Origin of the sequence: Flexithrix dorotheae DSM 6795 (assembly GCF_000379765.1) — a bacterium.
GTDB lineage: Bacteria > Bacteroidota > Bacteroidia > Cytophagales > Flammeovirgaceae > Flexithrix > Flexithrix dorotheae.
Window position 1 is genome coordinate 679,306 of sequence record NZ_KB903430.1, and the last position, 19,477, is coordinate 698,782.

The 19,477-nt window shown below is 35.9% G+C and carries 13 protein-coding genes; 7 read left to right on the forward strand and 6 right to left on the reverse strand.

Features of this window, described 5'->3' with window-relative positions; all coding sequences use genetic code 11:
* Nucleotides 1–7 precede the first annotated feature (7 nt).
* Nucleotides 8–3,214, reverse strand: coding sequence for a DUF1553 domain-containing protein (locus A3EM_RS0102960; RefSeq protein WP_020526676.1), 3,207 nt, complete (start codon nucleotides 3,212–3,214; stop codon nucleotides 8–10).
* A gap of 212 nt (nucleotides 3,215–3,426) precedes the next feature.
* On the opposite strand from A3EM_RS0102960, the gene A3EM_RS0102965 reads away from it, so the two are divergent.
* A complete protein-coding gene (locus A3EM_RS0102965; protein ID WP_020526677.1) occupies nucleotides 3,427–4,299 on the forward strand; it encodes an AraC family transcriptional regulator in 873 nt (290 codons plus the stop codon).
* On the opposite strand, the gene porT is transcribed toward A3EM_RS0102965, so the two are convergent.
* The 3 genes from porT to A3EM_RS0102980 form a co-directional block, all read right to left on the reverse strand.
* Nucleotides 4,300–5,064: a type IX secretion/gliding motility protein PorT/SprT gene (porT, locus tag A3EM_RS0102970; RefSeq protein WP_020526678.1), complete on the reverse strand. Its 765-nt coding sequence runs from the start codon at nucleotides 5,062–5,064 to the stop codon at nucleotides 4,300–4,302. It lies immediately after the preceding gene.
* The gene (ubiE, locus tag A3EM_RS0102975) at nucleotides 5,013–5,735 is read right to left on the reverse strand and encodes a bifunctional demethylmenaquinone methyltransferase/2-methoxy-6-polyprenyl-1,4-benzoquinol methylase UbiE (protein ID WP_020526679.1); all 723 of its coding nucleotides are present in this window, start codon (nucleotides 5,733–5,735) and stop codon (nucleotides 5,013–5,015) included. The genes porT and ubiE overlap by 52 nt, the downstream gene beginning before the upstream one ends.
* Nucleotides 5,736–5,978: 243 nt before the next feature.
* Complete coding sequence (locus tag A3EM_RS0102980; protein WP_020526680.1) at nucleotides 5,979–8,795, reverse strand: OmpA family protein; 2,817 nt, start codon at nucleotides 8,793–8,795, stop codon at nucleotides 5,979–5,981.
* Nucleotides 8,796–9,104: 309 nt separating this feature from the next.
* On the opposite strand from A3EM_RS0102980, the gene A3EM_RS0102985 reads away from it, so the two are divergent.
* From A3EM_RS0102985 to A3EM_RS0103020, 6 genes are all read left to right on the forward strand, one after another.
* Nucleotides 9,105–9,785, forward strand: a complete 681-nt coding sequence (locus A3EM_RS0102985) for a response regulator transcription factor (protein WP_020526681.1) — start codon at nucleotides 9,105–9,107, stop codon at nucleotides 9,783–9,785.
* A 46-nt stretch (nucleotides 9,786–9,831) separates the two neighbouring features.
* Nucleotides 9,832–11,130, forward strand: a complete 1,299-nt coding sequence (locus A3EM_RS0102990) for a sensor histidine kinase (protein ID WP_020526682.1) — start codon at nucleotides 9,832–9,834, stop codon at nucleotides 11,128–11,130.
* A gap of 407 nt (nucleotides 11,131–11,537) precedes the next feature.
* On the forward strand, nucleotides 11,538–12,113 hold the full coding sequence (locus A3EM_RS0103000; protein WP_020526684.1) for an RNA polymerase sigma factor: 576 nt from the start codon (nucleotides 11,538–11,540) through the stop codon (nucleotides 12,111–12,113).
* Between the two features lie 119 nt (nucleotides 12,114–12,232).
* Nucleotides 12,233–13,240 (forward strand): FecR family protein, encoded by a 1,008-nt coding sequence (locus A3EM_RS45470; RefSeq protein WP_020526685.1) that lies wholly within the window; start codon nucleotides 12,233–12,235, stop codon nucleotides 13,238–13,240.
* A 35-nt stretch (nucleotides 13,241–13,275) separates the two neighbouring features.
* Entirely contained in the window at nucleotides 13,276–15,993 is a 2,718-nt protein-coding gene (locus A3EM_RS0103010) for a TonB-dependent receptor (protein ID WP_157637715.1), read from the forward strand.
* 177 nt (nucleotides 15,994–16,170) lie between these two features.
* Entirely contained in the window at nucleotides 16,171–17,040 is an 870-nt protein-coding gene (locus A3EM_RS0103020; RefSeq protein WP_020526688.1) for a hypothetical protein, read from the forward strand.
* Nucleotides 17,041–17,212: 172 nt separating this feature from the next.
* Here A3EM_RS0103020 and A3EM_RS0103025 read toward each other — a convergent pair whose 3' ends face one another.
* Both A3EM_RS0103025 and A3EM_RS0103030 read right to left on the reverse strand, forming a co-directional pair.
* Complete coding sequence (locus A3EM_RS0103025; RefSeq protein ID WP_020526689.1) at nucleotides 17,213–17,686, reverse strand: hypothetical protein; 474 nt, start codon at nucleotides 17,684–17,686, stop codon at nucleotides 17,213–17,215.
* A gap of 521 nt (nucleotides 17,687–18,207) precedes the next feature.
* Nucleotides 18,208–19,407 (reverse strand): lipoprotein N-acyltransferase Lnb domain-containing protein, encoded by a 1,200-nt coding sequence (locus A3EM_RS0103030; RefSeq protein WP_020526690.1) that lies wholly within the window; start codon nucleotides 19,405–19,407, stop codon nucleotides 18,208–18,210.
* Nucleotides 19,408–19,477: the final 70 nt, after the last annotated feature.

A 19,477-nucleotide genomic window follows, 5' to 3' on the forward strand; every position in this document is an offset into this window, starting at 1 on the left:
ATTTTTGTTATCTTCTGGTAATAAATGCATCCGAATTAATAATGGCACTATTGACTATAGCCAAAGCAGCCAGTTCAATTTTTTCCTGCTGTCCAATTGATGAAGCTACATTCATTTCACCAGCAGTAAGCCATCCAGCCATTTTCCCGGAATCTTTATTAAACTTTTCTACTTGTTTTTCATACAAACTCAACAGAGCATTTAATTCTTTCCCATTAGGTTTTCTGGCAGTCAACAATCTAAATCCTCTGCCTATTTTTTCATCTATCTCCCCTTCCATATTCATTTGTTTGGTTGCTAAAGCTTTTGAAGCTTCCACAAACTGGGGATCATTTAACAACACGAGAGCTTGTAAAGGAGTACTTGTTTTCTCCCGATTAACCACACAATAACTTCTGCTTGGAGCATCGAAGGTATTCATAGATGGAGGGGGAACAGTTCTTTTCCAAAAAGTATACAAACTTCTTCTGTATAAATCATCGCCTTTATCCTGTTTGTAAGCCGATCCATTCACTTTCCACAAGCCTTCCGGCTGGTACGGTTTTACACTTGGCCCTCCCTGTTTTTCATTCATCAGCCCACTGGCAAACAAGACATTATCTCTTAGCATTTCTGCTGACAACCTGAACGCAGGCCCCCTTGCCAATAGCACATTGTCAGGATCGATTTCCCGTAACTCCGGTGTTGAAAATGATGATTGCCTGTAAGTCGCGGACATTACAATTAATTTCTGAATTGCTTTAATATCCCAGCCTGATTCAATAAACTGATTGGCCAACCAGTCTAAAAGCTCGGGATGGCTTGGCAACTCTCCCTGGTTTCCAAAATCTGCAGTGGTACTGACTAAACCTCTACCAAAATAATTTTTCCAAAACCTGTTTACAAAAACCCTTGCTGTAAGTGGATTATCCTTGTGCATCAACCATTTAGCTAATCCCAACCTGTTTTTTGGCAGTGACTCTGGAAATGGCAGAATATTTTCCGGTGTTCCGGGAATAACCTCCTCCGATTTTGCGTCATAAACCCCTCTTTCCAGAATAAAAGTTTTTCTGGGGTTTTCCAACTCATCCATTACCATCGCTTCTGGGATATCTTCGAGCAATTTATTTTTTTTCGCTCTCAGCTCATTTAATGATTTGAGGTTTTTACGATAAGCAATAGAAAAATTATTCAAATAAAAATCATAAATATCATCTGGCTGTTGAGACCTATTCTCCTGATGAGCTAAAATCGATATTTCAGGAAGTGTTAATTCCGAATCAAAAACTTTTATTTCATCTACAATAGCGCCCTTGATTCCAGTACCTCTCCATCGGGCTCCAATTTGCAATCCGGGTTCCTCCTTCAGGCTAGGAAAAAGGATATCTTTATAAAGCTTATCCTTTTCCACCTCAAATACCAATTCTTCTCCATCCACAAACAATTTAAAACCGTCTGCCTTACTGGACCCATCATAGGTTACTGTCAATTGAATCCATTTATCCTTGGGAACTTCATCTTTAGAAAGTTTGATAATATTGTTGTAGGGCCATGTATGAGCCATTAATAACTCAAATTTATTATCCCTGATAGCCAGATGATAACCCCGGAAATTATAAATAATAGCGCCATTTCCTTTATGAAATATTACCCCCTCCTTCAAGGAATTGGGAATATTGATCCACAAGCCTACTGTGAAAGGCTGCGACCGATTAAAAACCCCAACTTTCCTCAAATTCATTTCTTCATCCCCATTTAACCTTACTCCTTTTCCAAACTTCCCCTCTACAAACACTGGTTCAACAAGAGTTGCCGAATCTTTATTAGAAATCCGGCTAACAAAATTTCCCCTCTTGAGCTCATCGAGAGGAAAATGTGCAATAGGTTTTTTATTTAATTGTGTGGTTTTTTGAATTTCTTTACTTTGAAACCCTTCCTTTTCCTGGGCTTTAATTTTACTAAGTTCCTTTTCGGTTTTAGTGATTTCTCCATCCAGAAAAGCAATTATACTATCTTGTTTTTCATCGGTTAGCAAAATAGTAGGCACTGGCATGGCATCATCCCAGGAAATCTGACCGGCTTCATCTACATTATTAAAATATCCGAAAAGCTGGAAATATTCTTTTTGTGAAATAGGATCATATTTATGATCATGGCATCGGGCACATTCTACGGTAAGCCCTAAAAATGCCGTTCCCAGAGTGTTGGTCCTGTCTGCTACATATTCTACCCTAAATTCTTCATTCACAATCCCTCCCTCCATATTTTGGGCATGATTTCTATTAAAACCGGTAGCCAAAATTTGCTCTCTGGTAGGGTTTGGAAGCAGGTCACCTGCCAATTGCCATTCCACAAATTGATCGAATGGCATGTTTTCATTAAATGATTTAATCACCCAGTCTCTCCAGGGCCACATTGGTCTGTACCGGTCTACTGAGTACCCGTGTGTATCGGCAAATCTGGACAAATCCATCCAGTCTACTGCCATCTTCTCTCCATAATGAGGGGAGGCTAATAATTTATCCACCATTTGCTCATATGCATCCGGGGAATTATTATTGAGAAATTCTTCAATATCTTCCAGCGATGGTGGCAACCCGGTAAGGTCAAGAGAAACTCTCCTGATAAGGATTTCCTTTTCGGCTTCAGATTGTTGGGTAAGGCCTTCCTTTTCTAATCGGCTTAGCACAAAATTGTCAATAGAATTATAGACAGTACCTTGGTTTATTTCCGGAATGGGGTGTTTTTCAGGTTTAATAAATGCCCAATGAGGTTTATATTTAGCACCCTGTTCAATCCATTTTATCAAAATTGCCTTTTCCTCATCTGAAAGAGTAAGGTTAGATTCTAAAGGCGGCATAACCAATTCCTGATCATCAGTTGCAATTCGATGGAATACCTGACTTTTGGATAGTTTTCCCGGCACAATGGGAAAATGACCAGGATTTTCAGATAATTCGGCAAATGCCACATCACCCGAGGTAAGCTGAAGCCCACCTTTTACTCCTGCCTTATCAGGCCCATGGCAGGCAAAGCATTTATCAGAAAGAATTGGTTTGACATGGATATTGAAATCAATGGTTTCTGGTAATTCAGATTTGGCTTTTGCTACTTCCGGTGGCAATTCCACCCCACAAGAAGAAAAGAAAAGGGTTGCACAAATCAAAAAGCAAAAAAATGCATAGGAGTACTGATGATGACAATATTTTTTCAGTAGATAATCATTCATTTTCATATAAACGAAAGAAGATTTAATAGCCAATAATTGAAACAAGTCCTAATATTAAAACAAAGATCAGATCTAATAGATTTGGGTTGATAAATGTTAGTTGAAATTTAGATTATAAGTAATTACAAGAATAAGGTAAATAAACTAACTCTTCAATACATAAAAAAGGGCTATTTTTGCACAAATCCGATTTTTTACATCAAAAACCTCAATTATTAATGCACAAATCCCATAACAGTTTAAATATCCAGCTATTACATACAGATTTTTCCGAGCTGAATGATAGTTGGAATTATGATAATGTATTTAGTCCTTTTTCAAGGATTTATCTGATTACCAAAGGGGAAGGCTGGGTTTGGCATAGTAATAAAAAATACTGCCTAAAACCAAATCATTTATATTTAATCCCAAAATTCACCTTAAGCAGATACCGTTGTGACCAATATTTATCTCAATTCTATATTCATTTCTTAAGTGAACCAGATGATAAACCAGAAGTTTTCGAAGCATTTTCTTTTCAATATGAAGTAGAAGCCAGCCCATTGGATTATGAGTTATTTGACAGACTATTAAAGTTAAATCCTGAAAAAAATTTAAAAGCAACTAATCCAAAGGATTATGATAACAGGTCCAATCTTTTAAGCTTCAATCAGCCTTATGAAACTCAAAACCCACAAGGTTTTCTTGAAAGTAAGGGTATTTTGCTCCAGTTATTCTCCAGATTTATCGTAAACTCTTCCCCTGAAAAAGAAAAAGATATAAAACTTAATCATAAAATAGGCTCAACGGTATCCCATATTCACAAGAATTTAAAGGAAAAATTAACGGTGGAAGAATTGGCAGAAAGGGTATTTCTCAGCCCTGATTATTTTTCAAAATGCTTTATGGAAGTTATGGGTATCAGGCCTATTGATTATATCAATAATAAACGCCTTGAAAGGGCTCAACTTCTTCTCACCACTACGGGCAAGTCTATGCAGGAAATTGCCGAAGAAATTGGCATTCCCAATTTATCCTACTTTTCCCGATTGTTTAAACGAAAGTTCGGTATTCCTCCAGCAAGGTTCCGGACACAAAAATGGGCGATTTGATTAACCTTCAAAGTTAAAATACAGTCCAATTTTATGGGTAGTGATTCTATCCAGATTGTTGGTGTAGATATTGTCATTTGGTTTGAGCATATTCACCAAACCATGGGAAAATCGAAGCTCTGGGGCAAAATTAAACAAAGCCATATAGCCATCAATTCCAATTCCGTAAGAAACTTCAAAATTGAACTGGTTTAGTCCAAGGTTTCGGGGATCTTCTCCACCCTTCTTTCCGCCCACGCCTACACCTGCTGTAAATCCACCCACTAAATAAACCCTGAAATTTTTCCGCCTTACCGATTTATATTTGAGCAAAACAGGGATCTCAATAAAGGTAGTCGTATTTTCAATTTTCTGGGTTTCTTTTTCCAATATTGGCCCTTCATCTCCTTCTCCCTGATAAAAATAATAATCCACTGTATGGGCATAAAAAGCCACATTAGGTAAAATTCTTAAATCCCAAAGTTCATCTGCCAACGATTTATTATATATAAAACCTAATGAAAAACTGGTATGTCTTTGGGGAGAGATAACAAAGGTGCTATCCAAATCGTCAGCAAAATGCTGGGAATGTTTGATATTCATATTGGAAGAAAACAATCCAATTTGAAAACCATAATGATTATTTCTATTGTCGTAATTAAGCCTTCTAATATTTTGCGTATACTGCGCAAAACTATTAAATCCCAACCCGAGGAACAGAAGCGTAATTACTCCTATTTTTTTCCAAGGTAAATCGAGCTTATTCCAAATGTTAGCGGTGTGCATTTTACTGATTTAAAACCCAGATTTTCCATTATTCCCACAAATTTTTTCCCATAAGGAAATTCATTTACAGATTCGGGGAGATAAGTATATGCTGAGTTGTCTTTCGAAATAATTTTACCAACTAGTGGCAAAATGTTTTTAAAATAAAAATTGTAAAATTGCTTCAGTGGAAATGTGGTTGGTTTTGAAAACTCTAAAACAACTAAAGTGCCATTATTCCTGAGCACTCTTTTAATATCAGTTAAACCTTTTTCAAGGTTTTCAAAATTTCTAACGCCAAAAGCTACAATTACAGCATCAAAAGAATTCTCTTCAAAGTCAAGTCCTTCAGAGTCTCCTAAATGTAAGGAAATTTTATTTTCATAACCCAGTTTTTTCATTTTCTTTCTTCCGATTTCAAGCATACCGGCAGAAATATCCACCCCAATCACCTGGTCGGGATTTAGGGCAAGCGCTTCAATTGCAAAATCTCCTGTGCCCGTAGCCACATCAAGAATTTTTCTGGGTTTTTCCTTTTGAAGCAGTTTAATAGCTTTTTTCCTCCATAAAATATCAATTCCCAAACTTAAAAAATGATTAAGGAAATCGTATTTACCTGAAATGCTATCAAACATTTTGGCAACTTGCTGCTTTTTTGATCCTGCTTCTCCTTTATATGGTACTACTGTCATTTTGCAATTGTTTTTTATCCTTCTTAAATAAGTTGGGCCTGGCCCAAAATGTTTTCAAAAAGATAACTTTCCATTTAACATCCGGGAAAATCAAGTAGTTTCAATCACTATTTATTAAAACAAAAATAATTAATGAAAAACACACCTCAGCTATCCCAAAATAATCCGTGCAAAAATGATAAAATATATCCAGAAATTATAATCTATGTTTCGATGCCTGTTTTTTTAGTTCTTGTAACCTCATTATTCCATTTCGGTTACAATGAATTCACAACGTCTATTCAGACTTCTTCCCTTAAGAGAAGTATTTTCTGAAACTGGTTTGGATGATCCATAAGCCTTAATAGATATCCTTTCCGGAGAAATTTGTTTTTTATAAAGCCATTGGGCAATGGTCCTTGCCCTGTTGTCAGATAATTTAATATTGTAATCTTTTGAACCGCTGTCATCGCTATGTCCTGCAACTTCAATTTTCATTTTAGGATATTTTTTTAGAACACTTACCAGTTTATCAATATGGTTCAAATCGGTATCCTTCAGGTTATGGGCATTTACAGGAAAGTAAATGGATTTCCCAATCAGATCGCCCACTTGTGGAATTGGGTTTCCATCTTTATCCATACTTTTTTGATAATGATTTTCCTCAACCTTAAACTCCACCCTAGAATTTTTTGATTTCTCCCCTTTGGCAGGTTGAGTATCACCGTAACCTTTTATAGCCAGTTTATTCCGTTCAATTCCTTCGAAGACAATTTTTTGCGCCACTTTCCTTGCCATTTTCTCTGAAAGTTTTTGTTTGAATTCTTCGCTTCCTTTATTGTCGGTATGTCCTCCTATTTCCAGTTTTAAATTGGGGCAATTGTCCATCAGCCTTACAATTTCAGCAATGGCCTCATCAGCTTCGTCATTCAGGTTGGGGGAAAGTGAAGAATAAACTATTTTATTGGCCAGCTTAACCAATTCCCCTACATTATAATCGCTACAGGGTTTCTCTTCTGTTTTGGTAAGAAACTCATCATAAATAATCTGGTAATTGAATTGCTTTGGTTTTGGCACATCCTTCCTGACAATATATTCAATTCTATTATTCTTTTTTCTTCCCAAAAAAGTATTATTTGAAGCAAGTGGAAATTTACCACCCAGCCCGTAGCCTTTGCCCAGAAGTTTTTCGTCAGGAGTACCATAACTTTTGAGTTCGGCAATAATGGCCTCAGCCTGTGCCTGAGATTTCACCAAACTCAATACTGTATCTCCCGAATTATCGCTATGCACCGCAATTTCTATAAAGTAGCCAGGATTTCTTTCTATCAAATCCTTTACAGCCTGGAGTTCCACCCCTGATTTTATATCTATTTCGGCATCTCCCACAATGAAAATATTATTTAACTTTTCAATCTGAGTATCATCTATTGGCTTTAGATTGAAGTTCTTTTTCACTTCCAGGTACTCAAACTGATCGGGCACATGAATATTGATGGATTTAAAAAGATAACCCTCTCTTAAAACCCTGATGCCATAATTCTTTTCAGGATCAAGATATAAGGTATATTTCCCGTTTTCTCCATTAGATTCCACCGTCTTAATTAACTCCTGCTTTTCGTTATCATAAACTTCAATAGCCGCCTTCAGCGATTCATTGGTATCATCATCATAGACCCTACCTTTAAGGGCAATAAGTTTATATTCTTTCTCAGGCACCATCACTACATATATGTCATGATCTCCGTATCCACCTTCCTTTCCGGAAGAAAAATACCCTCTTGTTCTGTCAGGTGACCAGACCATGAAAATATCATCATCTGCAGTGTTCACCGGGTAGCCCATGTTTACCGGAGCGGACCAGGTATTAGATGCTTTGTCAAATTCAGTATAAAAAATATCAAATCCCCCCATGCTGTTATGCCCCTCAGAACTAAAATAAAGTGTATTTCCGTCAGGACTGACAAAAGGGCTATCCTCATCAAACGGTGTATTTATCACCGGTCCTAAATTTTCCGGCTTCGCCCAGGAATTGTCAGGAAGTCTTCTCACAATATAAATATCCTTGCCACCCATGCTTGTTTCCGTTTCACGATTACTCGACAAAAACATTACATTTCCTTCTGCATTAATAGAGGTATGGGTTTCCATTTCTCTGGAGTTTACCCCTTCCTGCATTTTCTCAGGAACCATCCATTCATCATTTTCCTTTTTCGACATATAGATATCCCCTGAAGTATCCCCAAACATATTCCCTCCATTTCTGTAAATAAATAGTTTATCCCCCTCAGGAGAAAGACTTATGGAAGCATCATGGTCTTCTGTATTTATACTTGTCATATTCACAGGTGCCATCCATACCCCTTCTCCATTTCTCACAGACATGTAAATATCTTCATATGGTTTTTGGTCAAATGGGTCTATTTCCCCACCTTTAGAATCAGGTCTTCTTGAAGTAAAAATGATGGTGTTTTCATCGGCTGAAATTACCGGGGCCAACTCTGGATATTCGGTATTAATTTCCGGACCCAGATTAAATGTTTCAATATTTGTTTTTTCCTCTACATACTGTTTCCCAATTTCACATTGATTGATGAAGTAATCGGAATCTTTTCTATAAGAGGCCTCATATCTTTTCTCATAAAACTGACGGTGAAGCTCAAAGAAATGAATTGCAGAATCGAACTGATGAGACAGCTGGAAACACCGGGCATAGTAAAAATAGAATTTATCGGATGGCAAAGTCTCGTATTCTTTTTCACTTTTAGCCCACACAAATTTCAGCTTTTCCAGGGCCGCCTCCTTTCTCCCAAGCTCGTATAAAGAAATACCGAGCAGGTAATTACACTTTAAATCTTTCGGTTCTAAAGAATCATACTCAAGTAAAATAGGAATGGCATGGTTATATTCCTCCACTCTGCAAAATTCCTCAGCATCGGCCAGTAATCTTTTTAGATTAGTTTTTTTATGTTTTTCCTTGGTTGGCTTAGTCTGTCCGTAGACATTAATTTGAAAACTGACGAAAGCAATAAAAAAGAAGGAAAAAATAGTTGAAAAAGCAATTTTAATCAGGGTTCCCATCTACGGAAAAAATTTAATGAAACAATTACTAAGGACTAACGGCATTTCCCCTATTCTCTTATAATTAAAATCCTCTTAAAGTGCTTCAAAATCTCTTCAGATTACTTTTTTATCTTGCTTAAAATTTTAATTTTCCAAAAAATACCGGAACTTGTACCTGTATTTTAATTCGACTAAGTTTAACAAAATCCAATTTCCTGAAGCCTTTTTTAGATGAGCAATTCTAGCAAAACACAACTCAATTGGAATTGAAATTAGAATGATTATTCAACTCAGGCTTTTTGAAAATTTAAGGATTAATCAAGTTTTATGAAGATTTTAATAGTAGAGGATAATAAGGATCTTTCCGAAAATATATTCAATTATCTTTCTAAAGAAGGGAACTCTTGCACTCAGGTTTTTTCTCAAAGTGAGGCCATAGATGCTATTGTTTCATTTCCCTACGAAATTGTGATTTTAGATATAATGTTGCCAGACGGAAACGGTCTTGATGTGCTGCAATCATTAAAGGCTGAACAGAAAGACTCTGGCGTGTTAATTATTTCTGCTAAAAATTCGCTGGATGATAAACTTAAAGGCCTGGATTATGGTGCTGATGATTATATTACCAAGCCATTTCATTTGCCTGAACTCAATGCCAGACTAAAAGCGATTTACCGCAGAAGGCATTTCGATGGAAGTAATGAAATCATTTTTAATGAAATCAAAATAAATACCGATACTTTTGAAGTATTCGTGAACGATACCAACCTGATTCTTACCCGAAAGGAATATGAATTGCTAATTTATTTCCTCGCCAATAAAAACAGGGTTTTGACCAAACAATCCATTGCCGAGCACCTTTGGGGTGACCATGTCGATTTATACGATTCCTTTGATTTTGTATACCAACACATTAAGAACCTCCGGAAGAAAATTACTCAACTGGATGGTAGGGATTACATTAATACAATTTATGGAATGGGATATAAATTTAATACGAACATTTAGATATTACGCGAAATGAATTTCCGACCAGTTAGCGCTTATTAGCCCTATGAATTTATTACTTAAGACCACATTATATTATCTGATTATAGCTTTAGCTGTTTTTGGAATTGGGATTTGGATTACTTTCAGTGTCATTAAAAAGGATGTTGACCTGGAGACTGACCGTTATTTATGGGAAAAACACAAGGATATTACCCAAGCCATTTCGAGAGGAGTTGCTGTTACAGATATCAATAACGAAAAAATTAATATCTCCCTTCTGGAGGGTAATAATCTTCAGGCAGTAAAACCCTATTTTTCAGACACTATCGTTCAACACCGTATTTTAAAAAGAGAAGAGCCCCACAGAAAACTTAATGCCATTGAAAAAATAAATGATCAGTTTTATCAAATTACCCTTTATGATGTAATTCTTGAAACTGATGATATTTATGAAAGTAGTGTTTATTCCCTTTCCATGATTTTTCTGCTGCTTGCTCTTGTTTTGGTGATGTCCAGTTTTTTAATTTCTCAAAAGCTACTAAAGCCATTCGAAATGACCCTGGATATTATTAAAAAATTCAAATTGCAAAACAAGGAGCCCCTTAATCTTCCTGAAACCAATATTAAGGAATTCAATGACCTGAATAATTTCATCACTGAGATGACCAGAAAGATTAGCCAGGACTATATCAACCTGAAGGAATTTTCCGAGAATGCTTCACATGAAATGCAAACCCCCTTAGCGATTGCCAAAGGGAAAATGGAACTACTGCTGGAATCGCCTAATCTAAATGATGAGCAACTGCAGCTAATTGGCTCTACCCATCAGGCCATTTCCAAGCTTTCAAAACTGGGCCAGTCCCTGTCAATTCTAACCAAAATTGAAAACAAAGAGTATTCAAATCTGCAGAAAATCAACCTGACCAGGATAATTGAAAATATGATTTTCAATTTTAAAGAATTGATAGAATTGAAGGGAATTCGGTTGGAAAATGAGCTGGAAGAAAATGTGTTTATTAATATGGACCCTTACCTGCTCGACATGCTACTCACCAATCTTCTTCAAAATGCGATAAGGCATAATTTTGAAAATGGGAAGATCAAAATTGACCTCACTTCTTCAAAATTGGAAATATCCAACACAGGAAAGCCCCTAAAAGTTGATCCCGAAAAACTTTTCGAGCGATTTAGAAAAGATAATCAGTCGCAGGAATCTATTGGTTTAGGCTTATCTATAGTGAGCAAAATATGTGATGTAAACCAGATAAAGGTTATTTATAGCTATTCTGAAGAAATGCATTCAGTTATCCTGAAGCTGAAAAAAATAAAATGGACCTCAACTTCAGAATTCCTTCAGAATTAACTCAAATTTACCTCAAAGTCTACTTTTAAACTTGTATTATACATGAGCAAAAAAAATTTTGGTTCATATATAGTTTCTCTAATTAGTTCCTATTCATTCAAGAATTTGGAACTTTAGGTAGTAATGAGTAATGGGAAAGCCAACGGAAAATTACCGTTGGTTTTTTTTGTGCCATTCATTTAATATTTAACCCACCATCAGTTTTCCCAAAAAAGATAGGAATAAAAGATAATTGTTCCTTTTCTCAGCGACCAACGCCATACAAAGTGTATAATTTCCTTCAAAATTAATAGTACTGGCACTTAAATTTTCCGAAAACTTTCCTTTTCCAAAATTGTCCAATAGCTTTAGAAACTGTTTGGGAATTATAAGTAATTAAGTTACTTAAACAGGAGAATACTTAGCGCATGGAAAACCTGAATTTATGGAAAGAATTCAAAGAAGGCAACCAAACTGCCTTTGCTGAAATCTTCAATCAAAACATAAGGATTTTATATAAATACGGGAGCAAATTCACTCCAAATGGGGAAATTGTGGAAGACTGTATCCAGGATTTGTTCCTTGACTTATGGCGGAATCGCAAAACCATTGGCGAAACAGATTCCATTAAAAACTACCTTTTAGGAGCTTTGAGGAGAAGAATCATCCGAAAAACTCAAAAAAGCAAACAGCTCAATACTGAAATGGAACTTGAGAATTACGATTTTCAGCTGGAGATAAATACAGAGGACCACCTGATAAAAGAAGAACTGCAACAAGAAGGCAAAGATAAATTAAAAGGGGCTATGGCAAATCTCTCTAAAAGACAGAAAGAAGCCATTTATATGAAATATTTCCATGAAATGAATTACGATGAAATTTCCAAAGCACTAAATATCAACTACCAGTCAGCAAGGAATTTGATCTATGGTGGATTAAAGGCCCTGAAGGAAAATATTAAGTATTTAAAAATTATTATGATTTTTTTCTTTATTAAATTCTAAATACTATCCACTGTAAATCAACAACTTATAAATAAATCACATTTTTTTTGAAAAAAAATAAAAAAATTTTGAGTACAAAATAAGAACAGTTTACTTATCTGTTCAAAGCTGCTAAAGTTATGGCTGAAGAAATTAATAAATATAGAGATTATGGGTTGGAAGACTTTGCTCAGGATGAGTTCTTCTGCAAATGGGTGAAAAATCCATCAGTAGAAACCCGATCTTTTTGGGAAATATTTATCCAAAATAATGAGGATAAGAAAGCATTAATTTCTGAAGCCAGAAAACTAGTTTTACTAACGACTACTAAAGAAAAAGAAATTTCCGATGTGCAGATAAATAAAATCTGGAAGGGAATTGAAGCCGGAATTGGGAGAGAAACAAAAGTGGTGGAAATGGATAGCAGAAGTTTTATCAGTAGAAATTGGTATAAATTTGCTGCTGCAGCTGTAATACTTATTGGGATTTTCTTTGTAATAAATCAAAATGAAGAAGCCCCGGTTCCTTTGCTTGTTATAGCAGAGACAGGCCAACAACTTAATTGGGACTTACCAGATGGCTCAAAGGTAAAATTAAATGCCGGCTCAGAAATTAGTTTTACCGAAGAAACCTGGAATAAAAACAGAATGGTGAAACTAAAAGGAGAAGGTTTTTTTGAGGTAGAAAAAGGGGCAAGGTTTTCCGTAATTACTGACTTAGGAACCGTGGAAGTTTTAGGAACAAGTTTTAATGTTTTTGCAAGGGAAGGAAAAATGGAAGTTGATTGTTTTACTGGTAAAGTGAAAGTCAGTACTCCCGATCAGGCAAGTTCAAAACTACTGACTCCGGGATTGGGTGTGAAGATAGCAAAACAACAAATATCGGAAACTTATAAATTTGAACAGGAGGAAAAAGCGACCTGGAGAGTAGGTGAATTTAATTATGACGACAGGCCACTACAGGAAGTTTTTGCCGAATTGGAAAGACAATATAACCTGAAAGTGGATATTAAAACTGAAATAAAAGATAAGAAATACACAGGAGTTTTTACTAATGATGATTTAGAAGTAGCCCTGGAAATGATTTGTTTTCCAATGGAATTAAATTACAAGGTAGAAGGCAAACAGGTAGAAATCACGAAAGAGTAAGTTCGAGTTCATTTGAATTTTCTTTTTACTTGCAGATGAAGATGATAAGCATGCGAATTAAAACTTCAATATTAGAAAAACTGATGCTTTATGTAATCATCATGCTAACATCGTATAACACTTTTGGAAAAGAACCCATTATCGTAAATGAAAAATTTGAAAATATCAGTCTTCTGGAGGTAATTGAAGTACTTAAAAGGGAATATCACCTGAAAATTGCCTTCGAAAAAAAATTAGTTAAAACCATTAATATTAATCAGGAAATCAATCAGCTTCCCCTGAAGGAAGCCTGGGAGAAGATTTTAAAAGATACCGGCCTGACCTTTAAAATTATAGGAGAAGATCGGGTGGTCATCAGAAAAAAAAACGAAATGAAGCATTTAAATCACCATACTGAAAACCCTACCTATACCCTCACAGGTGTAGTAAAGGACAGTGAGACGGGGGAAACCCTGCCTTTCACTTCAGTGAGCCTGAAGGGTACTTCCACTGGGGTGATTGCCAATCAGGATGGTTATTTTACGCTGGCTGATTTGCCAAAAATGGCTGATTCCATAGAAATTAAGCACCTTGGTTATGAGCCCATTTCAGTGGACATAGAATCATTAGATGGTGAAGATTTAATTGTGATAGAGGTGAAGCCCAATCTTGCGGTTTTGGAGGAAGTTGAGGTAAATGAACAAAATAAAGCCATGCTGGATGTGGCGGAAAACCCGGGACAATTTACACTGAACCCTACTCAAATCAGCAATTTACCTCAAATTGGTGAAAATGACCTGATGAGGGGCATACAAATGCTTCCAGGAATTAGCAGTACCGGTGAAAAAGCGTCCAGCATGAATATAAGAGGCGGTTCGCCAAATCAAAACCTGGTATTATTCGATGGTTTTACCATTTATCACCTCGACCATTTTTACGGATTATTCAGTTCTTTCAATACTGATGCCGTAAAGGACATTCAGGTTTACAGAGGAGGATTTGATGCCAAATATGGCGGAAGAGTTTCCGGATTGGTAGATATCACTGGAAAAGCGGGAAATAGCAATAAGCCTGCAGCCAGCATAGGTTTGAATATGCTAAGTGCCAATCTGGCTGTAGAAACGCCTGTTGGGGATAAAGCTACTTTTTTTCTTTCTGGAAGAAGAGCTTATACCGATATAGTACAGACTGATTTATACAATAAACTATTCAACTATGCGAGACAAAATAACCCTCAGTTGAATGCAAATACCAGACAAAACGAAAACCGAATAGAATCTCCAAAATATTATTATTACGATATCAATACCAAAGTTTCCTTTAAGCCAACTTCCAAAGATTTAATCTCCTTGAGTTTTTACAATGGACAGGATGATTACGCCTCCACCACAAACTTTTCAGTAGAAAATCGGCTGGGAAGTTATCAGGAACAAACTTTGGAAAAATATCTGGTGGGAAACACAGGTTTAGGACTGAGATGGAACAGGGTTTATAATCAAAAATTATTTGGAACGCTCAACCTGGCTTTGTCTAAATACTTTAGGGATTATTCCCTGGAAAGGTATTCCGAAACCAATATTCTGAGGCAAAGAGAAGAAAGATATTGGGCTATCCAAAGGGAAAATCAAATAGACGAAATTTCCGGGAGGTTCAACTTTGAATATACCGTAAATGATAAAAATTATCTTGAATTTGGCTTATTCACCACTTTTAATAAAATAGATTATTCCGATAAAGCTACTGATAATTTAAATCTGGTAAATTTCTATGCAGAGGGTTCACAGATAGGTGGATTTATTCAAAACACCTTTTCCCCTTCTGATAAGGTTTCATTCACTTTAGGCTTGAGGGAAACTTATTATACACTAACAAATGAATTTTATCCTGAGCCCAGGTTTTCACTAAGTTATCAGCCTGATGAGAACTGGAGGTTTAAGGGAGCCATTGGCAGATATTACCAATATATAAACCAAATTGAGCATAGTGCTACTTCCATTATCAATCAGGATTATTGGGTTCTGGCCAATGATAAAAACATTCAGGTACTTTCATCCGATCACTTTATTGTGGGCGGCAGCTATGAAAAAGAAAATTTCCTGATTGATGTGGAATTTTATTACAAAAACCTGGATGGATTAATCACAACAGTATTAGATAATGTAACAAGAGGAAATGACCTTAAACCAAGCTGGAGAGTAAAGGATGTCTTATTCAATGGCGAAGGATATGTAAATGGAGTTGATGTCTTGATTTACAAAAAAGGGAAGATTTATAGCCCATCAGTTGGTTATACTTTATCGCAAGTAAAACACCAATATAATAATTTAAATGGCGGACAATATTTCTTTGCCAATAATGATCAGCGTCATCAATTTAAATTTTACAATCAATTCAAACTGGGGAAATGGGATTTATCTGCAAACTGGGTATTTCATACAGGCCAGCCTTATTCCATCCCATCGGATACGGTGACTCAGGCAAATGGAAATGTGAAATTTACCTACGATTCCAGAAACAATGGCAGACTCCCCGGTTATCATAGATTGGATTTATCGGCCAGCTATAATTTTAAATTGGGGAAGAGCCTGGGGAAAATTGGAGTATCTGTTTTCAATGCCTACGACCAGGATAATATTGGAAGTCGTGAGTATGTTCTGGATCGTTATGGGGTATTTCAGGAAGGACAACAAAATGTAAATATTCAAAATGTAACTACTTATGATGAATTACTTTTAGGAAGAACGACAAGTTTATTTTTAAATTTTCAATTTTAAAATATAATATTCAACAAGGTATGTATTAAAGAACAAATCCTCATAGCACTCTAAAAATCAATTAGTTAATAAAATAATTTCAAATATTATTCTTATCCGGTTCCAAAATTTAAGGAAAGGGTAAGCCTGGAAATCTATTTCCAATTCACAAAAATTTAATCCAAAAATCAAATCAAAATGAAAAACTCGAAAATCATGAAAAACCAGTTAGTGAATATTAAATCAATTTTTGCGGTAATCATTTTTAGCATTGCATTAATTGGTTGTCAGAATGAGGGAGATAATTTATCATCGGATGAAGTATTGGATGCTACAGCCTTCTCCGAAAATGCTTTCAATGATCTTGAATACGATATTGAGGATGCCACAGCCGATATAGAATTCAGTAACGGAAGAAGAGGAATTGGATTTAAGGATTGCGCCACCAGAACCATTGATGAGCCTGAAGAAGGAGGTTATCCCAAAACCATTACTATTGACTTTGGAGATAGTTGCACAAACCCGGCAGGACATTCAAAATCAGGGAAAATTATCATCACCTTAACAGGAGCAAGAGATGAAGTCGGCTCTCAAAGAATTGTGGAATTTGAAGACTTTTATGTGAATGACAACAAGGTAGAAGGCAAAAGAACCATTACCTTCCTGGGGGACTACACTTATTCAATTGTAATGGAAGGGGGCAAAATCACTACCCCAGAGGGAGAAATAATCACCAGGGAAGCCAATAAAGAAAGAAAAATGATTGAAGGAATGGATACCGAAATCAGAAGTGATGATGTTTTCCAAATAACCGGAACAGCCAGTGGTTCTGCTGAAGGCACCAGCTATTCTAAAGAAATCACCACTCCATTAATTACTTCTTTGAACTGTCCATGGATAAAATCAGGTGTGATCGAAACCACAATTGGAGAATCCACCGCAACCCTTGATTTCGGTGACGGCACTTGTGATAACCTTGCAGTAAGAACTGTAGATGGAGAATCTGAAGAAATTGAAATGGATTTTAGAATCAGAAGAAGGGTGTGGAAAAGATTAAAAAATAGATAAAATTGATAAAACACAGTTGAAGTTTTGAAGTGGGAATCCTTTCTGTATTTTACGGAAAGGATTTTTTTTTATTCTTGTCACGAACACACCTCCCCACATGTACAAAACTTAATAGCAGGTCTTGGACACACGCGCAATGTCGTACTTTTCAATATAATTTATCTAAGAAGTTTTATTTACACCAAAGTCTTTCATTTGCTGCAATTTCTAAAATCGGTAAGCTTATGACATTATTTGCATCTTTAAGGCAGTTTCCATGATCCATTTGATGAGTGTCCTTTTCACATTGCATTTTACCTGTTTTAAAATATAAACGGATTTTATTTTTATTAGTAAATTTTAATTTTTCCTGATCTGTATAATCAAAAAATCTTTTTTTATAATCGAATGCATAGAATACATCAACATTAACTTTTCTAAAAGACTGATCAATTAATACAACTTGCATGGGGTCAAAATAAATTGTGTCTTTCACTTGATTAAATTCATAATCCACCATTAAGTTATTATGATATCTGTTAATCTTAATCGCTAAATCAAATTTCTCTGTTTTATATAAAAATTTATCAGAACCATCTATGGTGTAAAAATAGGGTTTACACCCAAAACAAAATAAAAGTAGAATTAATAGTTCTTTGTTATACATTTTGATCAGTAACAAGTCTCTGCTGGTTCACGCATTCGCCAACTTGTGGAAAGTTATTAATTTTTAGTTACGAATTACCTTGATTACTCTCCCTATACAATGAAAAAAAAAGGACTATTCCACAACAAAATAAAATTATATAGCTAACCCAATCATAAATATTTAGAATTAAATAAAAATTTAATATTCTAAATATGGAATAAATAATAAAGCTAACTCCTAAAAATTTATAAAATAACTTTCTATTTTTCATTTTGCTTAGCTAGGGTTCATTCAAAATATTTTGGATCTAAATTATTTCTCCCTCCGCTGGTTCACGCATGACCCGTGGACTCCAATAATAATTATCCAGAATTAAGAAACAAAAAACCCCACTCGTTCGGAAACGAGGAGGACCGAGAAAAGCGTTTGTAACGCTTTGAATTGCAATTATTTAAATCAAATACTGGCACACACATGCCCTGTATGCCTCTCAACCAACCTCTTTCAAAATCCATAAATCCAGGCTATCCTAATCCCAACTATTTCATCACCACTCGAAAATTAAATGCAGCTCTCACCAAAAGTGCCAATACAATCGGGATGATGGCGAAATGCAATGCCTGTGGAAGGAAATTCCATCCAGCCAATACGATGATATTCAATACAATGGTGAAAACCAGATAGCCTTTTACCCAGCTACTAGGCTGTTTTTTCAACAGGGCAAATGCGAGAAATACATGGGTAGGCAGTCCCCAAAGGATATTGAAATTATTGACGGTGGCTTTATGATCAGTTAAAAACCAAAGGAATACGATGAGCATGCCCACCAACCCGATACTAAAAAACAGGATAAAATCAACTGCCTTAAATCGTTTGTTTTTTACAATTCCCAAAACCGTAAAAAGTGTTACCAGTACAAAAACCGTCCAAAAAATCAGACTAGGGGTAATGGTGGGTGTATATGGAGGCCAGGGTTTGTGTACATTCACAATATTGGTTTCCGCTACCAGTGGTAATACTTTTCCCTCACTTTTTATAGTCGCTTCGTCAAAACCTTTTTTTACAAATTGTGGCAGGAACATATATTGCCATCGAGAAGCAATCTTATCGCAGGGCAGACCAAGTGCCAGGTCAATGCCCAAATCTCCCCATGGATGCGTTTCCAAATCTGGCTGAATCAATTGCCTGAACGACAATTGCTCATCTGGAGGAGAAGTATTAAAATCCACATCATCACCCAGAGCAGTTTTTACCACTGCTGGGAGTTTGGTGGCACAATTGTCATAAAAAAAATCATACAGGTAATACCTGTTTTCAGGCTTATAATTTTCTTCCAAAAAATTAAAAATTACCTGTCTTTGAGCGGAATCCAAATTTAAAACCTGCTCGGTCAGGTCCCTGTTATAGTATTTATAGCGATACTCAAATCTTTCATATTCTGCCTTTGCCAATCTGTACCGGAGTTGTCCTCTGGCGAATTTGAGGTAGAAGAAAGGCTCGTCAAAGTCAAACACACCATAATCATACACCCAGTCAATTCTATTAAGTGGATCATTTACCCTGATGCCACTGTGTCCGAACTGTGTAAAAAGTTCGTCTTGCGGACCTCCCTGGCCAATGGTAAAAACACTTATTTTAGCTCTTGGACTAAGCTTTACCTGGGCATTTACCAGGGAAATGGAGCATAGGAAAATAACCAGAAAAAGATGGAATCGGACAATTGATGGGTTTAACTTCATTACTTTTAACAAATAAAGCCGGTATAGTTTGGATTGTCCGCAAATTAAAGCATTCACAGTATTTCAACAA

What these genes read in the sequence shown, in the direction of transcription:
- A3EM_RS0102980 (WP_020526680.1), bottom strand. Translation starts at nt 8,795, where the DNA reads ATGGGAACCCTGATTAAAATTGCTTTTTCAACTATTTTTTCCTTCTTT.
- A3EM_RS0102990 (WP_020526682.1), top strand. Translation starts at nt 9,832, where the DNA reads ATGAATTTATTACTTAAGACCACATTATATTATCTGATTATAGCTTTA.
- A3EM_RS0102960 (WP_020526676.1), bottom strand. Translation starts at nt 3,214, where the DNA reads ATGAAAATGAATGATTATCTACTGAAAAAATATTGTCATCATCAGTAC.
- A3EM_RS0103030 (WP_020526690.1), bottom strand. Translation starts at nt 19,407, where the DNA reads ATGAAGTTAAACCCATCAATTGTCCGATTCCATCTTTTTCTGGTTATT.
- A3EM_RS0102985 (WP_020526681.1), top strand. Translation starts at nt 9,105, where the DNA reads ATGAAGATTTTAATAGTAGAGGATAATAAGGATCTTTCCGAAAATATA.
- A3EM_RS0103010 (WP_157637715.1), top strand. Translation starts at nt 13,276, where the DNA reads ATGAAGATGATAAGCATGCGAATTAAAACTTCAATATTAGAAAAACTG.
- A3EM_RS45470 (WP_020526685.1), top strand. Translation starts at nt 12,233, where the DNA reads ATGGCTGAAGAAATTAATAAATATAGAGATTATGGGTTGGAAGACTTT.
- A3EM_RS0103020 (WP_020526688.1), top strand. Translation starts at nt 16,171, where the DNA reads ATGAAAAACTCGAAAATCATGAAAAACCAGTTAGTGAATATTAAATCA.
- A3EM_RS0103025 (WP_020526689.1), bottom strand. Translation starts at nt 17,686, where the DNA reads ATGTATAACAAAGAACTATTAATTCTACTTTTATTTTGTTTTGGGTGT.
- ubiE (WP_020526679.1), bottom strand. Translation starts at nt 5,735, where the DNA reads ATGACAGTAGTACCATATAAAGGAGAAGCAGGATCAAAAAAGCAGCAA.
- A3EM_RS0103000 (WP_020526684.1), top strand. Translation starts at nt 11,538, where the DNA reads ATGGAAAACCTGAATTTATGGAAAGAATTCAAAGAAGGCAACCAAACT.
- porT (WP_020526678.1), bottom strand. Translation starts at nt 5,064, where the DNA reads ATGCACACCGCTAACATTTGGAATAAGCTCGATTTACCTTGGAAAAAA.
- A3EM_RS0102965 (WP_020526677.1), top strand. Translation starts at nt 3,427, where the DNA reads ATGCACAAATCCCATAACAGTTTAAATATCCAGCTATTACATACAGAT.